The 7,001-nt window shown below is 70.1% G+C and carries 5 protein-coding genes; 2 read left to right on the top strand and 3 right to left on the bottom strand.

The genetic code is table 11. The features are described 5' to 3' along the window. Window positions 1-74 precede the first annotated feature (74 nt). Together BN13_RS17220 and BN13_RS17215 are read right to left on the bottom strand one after the other, a co-directional pair. On the bottom strand, window positions 75-1,244 hold the full coding sequence (locus BN13_RS17220) for an NYN domain-containing protein (RefSeq protein ID WP_048548434.1): 1,170 nt from the start codon (window positions 1,242-1,244) through the stop codon (window positions 75-77). Between the two features lie 221 nt (window positions 1,245-1,465). Next, window positions 1,466-2,461 (bottom strand): hypothetical protein, encoded by a 996-nt coding sequence (locus BN13_RS17215; RefSeq protein ID WP_048548431.1) that lies wholly within the window; start codon window positions 2,459-2,461, stop codon window positions 1,466-1,468. A gap of 335 nt (window positions 2,462-2,796) precedes the next feature. Here BN13_RS17215 and BN13_RS17210 point away from each other — a divergent pair, with 335 nt between their 5' ends. Further along, window positions 2,797-3,372, top strand: coding sequence for a hypothetical protein (locus BN13_RS17210; RefSeq protein ID WP_157038656.1), 576 nt, complete (start codon window positions 2,797-2,799; stop codon window positions 3,370-3,372). A 43-nt stretch (window positions 3,373-3,415) separates the two neighbouring features. Next, on the top strand, window positions 3,416-5,788 hold the full coding sequence (locus BN13_RS17205; protein ID WP_162199996.1) for an FUSC family protein: 2,373 nt from the start codon (window positions 3,416-3,418) through the stop codon (window positions 5,786-5,788). 132 nt (window positions 5,789-5,920) lie between these two features. Here the strand turns inward: BN13_RS17205 and BN13_RS17200 are convergent, their stop codons facing one another. Continuing rightward, entirely contained in the window at window positions 5,921-6,784 is an 864-nt protein-coding gene (locus BN13_RS17200) for an SMP-30/gluconolactonase/LRE family protein (protein WP_048546456.1), read from the bottom strand. Between the last annotated feature and the right edge of the window lie 217 nt (window positions 6,785-7,001).

The raw sequence follows: 7,001 nt of genomic DNA, 5'->3' as shown, positions 1-7,001 counted from the left end.
CGCACTTGAGCACGCCTTGTAAGGCGTGCTCAAGTGCGTAAGGCGTGCTCAAGTTCCAAGGGTGGCGCGGGCAGTCAGGTGAGGCGAACCCGATCGATCAGCTCCCAGAACCGGTCCCGCAGCGCATAGCGCGTCGCATCATCGATGATCGACACGCCGCTGCGGCTGGAAAGGTCCAGCAGCAGCGTGCGGTCGAGATCCGTGGGGATGAACGGCTTCTCGCGACGCAACTCCACGACGGACGCCGGGGTCGCCGACGCGCACCACGAGGCGATGACCTGACGGACGACCTCGTCGACGAGTTCGAGCGGGACGGCATCGTCGGCCGGACCGAGCGGCTGGCCGGTCGTCGTCGAGTAGCTGAGCGTGCTCTGCGGCAGAGGCAACGGCAGCGGCTTGGGAGGCAGCACCGTCGAGGGCCGCTTGTTTGCGAGCAGCGACGGGCTGGGCACCGACGGCTTGCCGTCCGGCTCAGTCGCCTCCTCGGCGACCTCGGCATTGTGGGCCTGGGTCGGGGCGACATCGGCGGGCTGGGGACGGGCGGCGCCGGGCTTCGGTATGCCGTCCCCGCCGGGTCGCGCCGCCCCGTTGACTTCCGCCGCCGCAGACACGGGCTCCGCGCCCGCGTCCGCGGGAACGGCCTCGTCCTCGGTGGCGGCGCCCACCGACTCCGGGATCAATCCCGGCGCGATGGCGACCGAGCGTACGGTCGTCGTGATCGTCTCGGGGTCGATCAGAATGAGGCTGTCGGCTTCGCGCTGGAGGTGGCGGGCCACGGCATACGGCCGGCTGGTGAAGTCTGGGACCGCGAGCAGGACGACCTGAACGCCGTGCCCCTGGGCCTCCTCGACCGCCTCGGTGAGGTCGTCGTCGCCGGAGACCAGATAGATCACGTCGACGATGCGATTGCGACCGTGGGTGGCCAGGTCCAGGCCGATCCGCAGGTCGACGCCCTTCTGCTCACCGCTGTGGTTGATGCGACCCAACCGCAACTTCACGCGCGGCAGCAGGCCGATCTCGTCCTGCTGGTGATCGGGCATGCCGCCCGGGCGGGCTCCGGAGTCGTACCAATTGACCCGCAGCAGCGGCAGGCCGCTGTCTTCCTCGGCCTGGCGGATGAGGCCTTCGATCAGGGCACGGTGGTCGATCGTGACGCCGCGCCGAAAGGACGTCCCCGTCACTCGCGTCGCCGCCGAGGCCACGAGGTAGCCGACGTCGACATAAATGGCGCAATAGGACCGCATGGCCCAACCCTCCCATGTCTAGCTGAGGTGGCCGAATGACGGTCCGCCACCACCCGCCTCGGACAGTCAGCCCGCACCCTGGCCCCCGGCGCCCATCCCGAACACGGGGCCCCGGACCCCATCCCGATCCTGAGCACGCCTTACGAACTTGAACATGCCTTGCAAGGCGTGCTCAAGTTCGTAAGGCGTGCTCAAGTTCGGGGTGGGCCGTGGCGTTCGGGCTAGGGCGTGGCAGTGGGGATGGCAGCGCCCAGCGACGGGTCCGTGGACGGCGAGGCGCCGGCTTCCGTCGTGGGGGACGACGCGGGGTCGGTCGTGGAGGTGGCCGTCGGCTGCGTGGGCTGCGACGGATCGGTCGTCGACGGCGAGGCTGGTTCGGTCGTCGTCGAGGTGCCCGTGGAGGTGCCGGAGGTTGTGTCCGAGGACGGGTCCGTCGATGAGCCCGTCGAGGTCGGCGAGGTGGCGGGGTCACTGGACGTGCCACTGGACGTTGCCCCGCTCGGGGTGCTGCTCTCCGTCGGCACCTGCGGCAGCGGGGTCGTGACCGGCGCCTTGCCGCTCTTGCCGGTCGCGGCCTTGCCGACCTGGCCCACCGTCGTGCCGGTCTTGCCATCCAGTGACGAGCCGGTCGCCAGTTCGAGGCCGGTGACCAGCGCGATCACGAGCGCAAACAGAGCCGCGGCGCCGAGGGCGACCCGGCGCAGATCGAGGCGCTGCGTCGCCCGCACGAGCCGGCGGGCGGCGTACGACTCCGCATACGACGCCTGGGGGCGGTCCGCCAGTCGGCCGTAGGTGCGCACGAAGTCACGCGTCCGCCGAAGCGAGTGAGTGTAGAGCGCGGCACTGAAGGCCGAGAGGAGGGAGCCGACCGCGGCGCCGAGCAAGGTCCCGGCGACGCCGAGACGCGCACCCAGGGCGGCCGCACTCACGGCGGCGAGCGCGCCGCCGGTCATGCCCGTCAGCGACAGGTCGAGGAACGACTTCTTGGCCGCGGGATCCGTCTCGGGGTCGGGCGCGGAGCCAGTCTCGATCAATGGGTCAGTCTCGGGCGCTGACTCGGGCTCGGGCTCAGGCGCGCGCGCCGCCCGGTTGACCGCGGGGTCGCGCAGGGCCCACGGCGGAGGTGGGGGCGGCGGGACGGGACCGGTAGGTGTCGGCGGGATCGGCATACGGAAGGACGGCGAGGGCAGCGTCTGGGTGTCGGTTGCGTTCGGCATTCGTCTAGTCAGGATCGAGGCAGGATCGGGCGGTGCAGATTTGGAGCCGGGGCAGATTCGGAGCTGGGCGAGCATGGCTGGGTCGAGAACAGAAGTAGAGACGCCGCAAGTGACCGAATCGTTACCGATTCAACCGCTGTTGTGACGGACCTCACATGCGCGCGCCCGCCAACCGGTGCCAACCCACCCGCGGATGCGCCTGGCGACGCCCTGGCAGGGTTGCCCCATGACTTCCGCCACCGACCCCGTCCCGCGGGTGGGGCGGGCGCCGGTACCGCCCCCGCGGCCACCCGGAGCGCCGACAGATAGGACCCGTCTGGGGGGTGGCGATTCCGATGCGGCGCCCGGCCATCTGGCTGGAGGTGGCGATGGCCACGCTCGCGGCCGGGTGCGCGTGGGCAATGGAGTATGGCGTGCTGCGCCTTCTGCGCGGCGACGGCGACGGTAAGGCGGTGCTCGGCATCGTCATCCTCGCCGCCCTGGGCGCGCTCTTCACTGCGGCGACCGTCGGGGCGCATCGTCTGCGGCAGGGGCCGGCGCGCGAATTGACGGTGACGGCCGAGGGGATCACCACACCTACCGGGGGCTATGCGTGGGACGACATCGTCGCGATCCGCGCCTCGTCCTATCTGCCGCAGGGTGGCCTGCGCAAGCGCAACCTGATCGTCGTCGAGCTGCACACCGACGCACGCACTCCGCTGCAGCAGGACGCCAATCTAGGGCGGATCGGTCGGGCAATCGACCGCGCCACGCACCATTCCTTCCGGCTGGTGGCGGCGGAGGATCTGGACGTCGATCCGTGGAAGGTGATTCGGGCGTTGCAGGCGCTTGCCGCCGATCCCGCCCTGCGCGCCCGGTTGGCCGGACCTGATGGGCCGGCTCTCATCCAGAGCCAACCGGGGATGGGCTGACCGAGCGCCGGTGGGAGGTGGCGGGTCCGACCACAATGGGGCCATGACGGACACGGGTACCTGGGCGGGCGATCTTGTTGCCCAGGGACGTCAGACGTGGCGGGAAAAGCTGCGCGAGGGGCTGGATCGATTCGTCGCCTCCGACCCGGGACTCAGCCGACTGCGGCACGGACTCCGCGCCGTCATCGCCCTCGTCACCACGATCGTTCTTCAAGCCGGCGTCGCGGCCGCGACCGGCCAGAACGCTCAAGCAACCCGGCTGCACGTGATGATCGGCGCGGTCGTGGCGCTCAATCTCGCGACGACCCTCCGCGACACGCGGCCGCGCCCGATCGCCGTCACGGCGGCCCTCGCCGGGCTCGGCGCCATCCTTGGCGTGGTCAGTGCCGTGGTCACGGACCGCTTCCACACGGTGGCGTTGGCGACCTTCGTCGCAGTGACTTTCCTAGCCGTATGGGTGCGCCGCTTCGGCCCGCGCTGGTTCACCGTCGGCTTCGTGGCGTGGCAGGCGCACTTCTTCGGCCTCTTCCTGCACCCGCCGGCGGCCGCCCTGCCCGGGGTGATCGTGTCGACGATCGTCGCCACCACGTGGGCGGGGCTGCTGGTCGCCACCGTCTTGGCCGTGGATCCCGAAGCGACCCTGCGCCGCACGGTGACTGCCCTGCGGGCTCAGGCCCGGTCCACGGTGAGCAGTTGCCTCGACGTGCTGGCCGAGCCCACCGTCGCCCGGCGACGCGCTGATCTGCGTGCCGACCTGATCAAGACGGGCGAAGTAGCGCTGCTCTTCGACGGCCAACTCGCCGACCGCCGCGCGCTGCCGCAGGGCGTCTCGGCGTTCCGGCTACGCCGATGGATTGTCGACGTCGAGATCGCGGTCGACGAGATCGGCGGATCGGTGATGGATCTGGCGGACATCGAACTGGCGGACAGGGATCTCGGGAAAGCGGATCTCGCGGGGGCGGGCGCCGCGGGGGCGGGCGCGGTGGGGTCGGGCACGCGGCATACGAACGAGGCAGTGTCCCGGGCGCTCGTCGAGCTCGGGTGGTCACGTCTAGACGAGGCCCGCGCCGCCATCGCCACCCTGCGCGAGCCGGAGCATTGGGGCGTGCGCCCCGTGCGGCGCTTCGTGTACGGCGCCGAGCTGTTGCTGACGAGCATCGCGGAGTGGACGTCCGGGGAGGTGTTGGCGCAGGCGCGGGAGGAGGGCGAAGAGGTCTACGAACCCGTAGTGACGTTGGTCGGCGGGAATCTGCCCACCAGTCAAGGTCTCGCAGGAAAGGCTGTCGAGGGACTGCCGGTGGCGTGGTGGTCTTCCGGGCGCTTGCGGTTCACGACTCGGCAGGCGATCCAGGCCGCGACAGCGGCGGCGCTGGCTCTCGTGGTCGGGGAGATGGTGGCTCCGGACCGGGCCTATTGGGCGGCCGTGGCGGCGTTCGTGACGTTCACCGGCGCTTCCACCACGTCGGAGACGACACGCAAGGCGATCGACCGCATCTTCGGCACCCTCTTGGGACTCCTCGCCTCAGTTGCCATCGCCCAGGTCGTCGGCGATCACCGGCCCGTCGCGATCATGCTGATGGTGGTTGGGATCTTCTTGACCTTCTATGTTCAGGCGCTGTCGACGACGTGGATGATCTGCTTCCTGACGATCGTGCTCGGCCAGCTGTATGAGGTGCTGCGCACCTTCAGCGATCAACTGCTGGTACTCCGCCTGACCGAGACGGCGATCGGTGGGGCCGCGGGAATCCTGGTCACCTATGTGGTGCTCCCCGCCCCCGCGCGCGACACGATCATCGTGGCCCGGCGCGTGCTGCTGACTCAACTCGCCGACTTGCTGGACCACACCGCGCGAGTGCTGGATGGTGGCTCGGCTGGATCGGGGACGGGTGGATCAGAGGCAGCTGGATCGGGGACTGATGGATCGCGGACAGCCAGTCCGGCCGAGCGCGCCGCGCTGTATCGCGAGGTCGTCGCCATGGACGAGAGCGCCCGACAGCTTGCGCTGGGCCACGACTCGATGATCCGGCCCCGCCTGTTCGATGCCGACCACGCCGCGCGCCGCCACCGCGTGGCGGTGCTGCGCGTCGCCTCATCGGTCGGACGGTCGGTCGTGCAGGCGGCGCTGTCCCCGGACCCCGGTGACCCCAAAGCCGCCGCACCCGTATGCCGCCTCCTCGCCGCCGAGGCCCGCCGCCTCGCGGACGTCCCCGACCTGCGGGACCAGCGCCCGGCCCGGGCGGATCGTCCCGGCATCGCGGCATCGGTCAGCGCGCTGATCGACGCCGCGGGTGTCTGCTCAGACGGTGCCAACACCCCACCCGGGGAGGCGACGCCGCACGGCATACCGATCGTGCTCGCCCGCCGCCTCCAGCGCCTCGCCGACGCCCTGGGCCTCCTCACCCCCCGCCGGGCCTGACGGCTGCGAGGCGGGCCCCGGCCGGTGCTTGGAACTTCTGCTAGCAGCAGTTAGTCAACTGTGGACACCTTGCAAGCTGTCCACAGTTGACTAACTTGTGCTGAGTTGCCGTATGCCGCGTGCCCCCGGCCCCTAAACCGTCGCGATCTCGATCTTCCCCAGAGCCTTTCCGTCCACCACACCCGGGTCACTGTCGGGCGCGGTGCATGCGAACAGCGTCCGCCCGTCCGGCCCGCCGAGCGCGCACGCGAACGCGTTCTGGCTCGTCTCGACCATCCCGGTGACCTCTCCGCCCTCGGCATAGCGCACCACGGCCGCACCCAACGCGGCGGCCACCCAGATCCCACCCTCGGGATCGGCGGCGATGCCGTCGGGGGCGACCATCTGGGGCGCCGTCGACGCCCATACTCGGCGGTTGCTCAGACTCCCGTCCGCCGCCAAATCGAATGCCGTCAGCTGCAGTCGCAACGTCTCCGCGACCACGAGGGTCCGGCCGGAGTCGATGAGCGCCATACCGTTGGGGAAGCGCATGTCCTCGGCGGCGATAACGACCTCGCCGTCGGGCTCGATCCGCACGACCCGAGTGCGCGCGGCGCTCTCGTCACCGAGGATCGTCGGTATGTCGCGCACGTGCATGTCCGCATGGAGGTCGTAGCCGAAGTTGCCGACATACGCCCGGCCGGTCGCATCGGTGATGAGGTCGTTGACGTGGAAGTCGGCGAGGCCAGACAGGTCCGCGTGCACGACGAGGCCACCGTCGTTGTCGAGCCGCAGCACCTTGCGGTCGCGCATGCTCGAGACGAGCAGGCGGCCGTCCGCCAGCCAGCCGAGGCCTGACGGCTGTTGCGGCACGTCGACGATCTTGGTCTCGGTTCCGTCCAGGTCGACCGTATAAACCGCGCGCCGATAGAAGTCGCTGAACCACAACTTCCCGTCGCGCCAGCGCGGGCCCTCGCCGAACCCAAGCCCTTCCAGAAGCACCGTTGCTGCCGTCATGACCTCGCACCTTTCACCGCGAACCGCTCGGCCACCCCGAGCGTTGGAGTTCTCGTGAGGGTACCGACCCCGAGGCCGGCGAGCCTCAACCCGGATCCGGCCTGCGCCGTCCGGACGTCAGACCTGGTCGGGCAATCGGGAGCGAGTAGAGCCAGGTGGAGTTGACACCTGCGACTTAACGATATATCTTTCACATGTCGCTACAACGAAGCGATGA

It is taken from the genome of Nostocoides jenkinsii Ben 74 (assembly GCF_001046875.1).
Lineage (GTDB): Bacteria > Actinomycetota > Actinomycetes > Actinomycetales > Dermatophilaceae > Nostocoides_A > Nostocoides_A jenkinsii.
The sequence above is the reverse complement of the archived record's forward strand: the minus strand, read 5'-3'. Positions and strand labels throughout refer to the sequence as shown.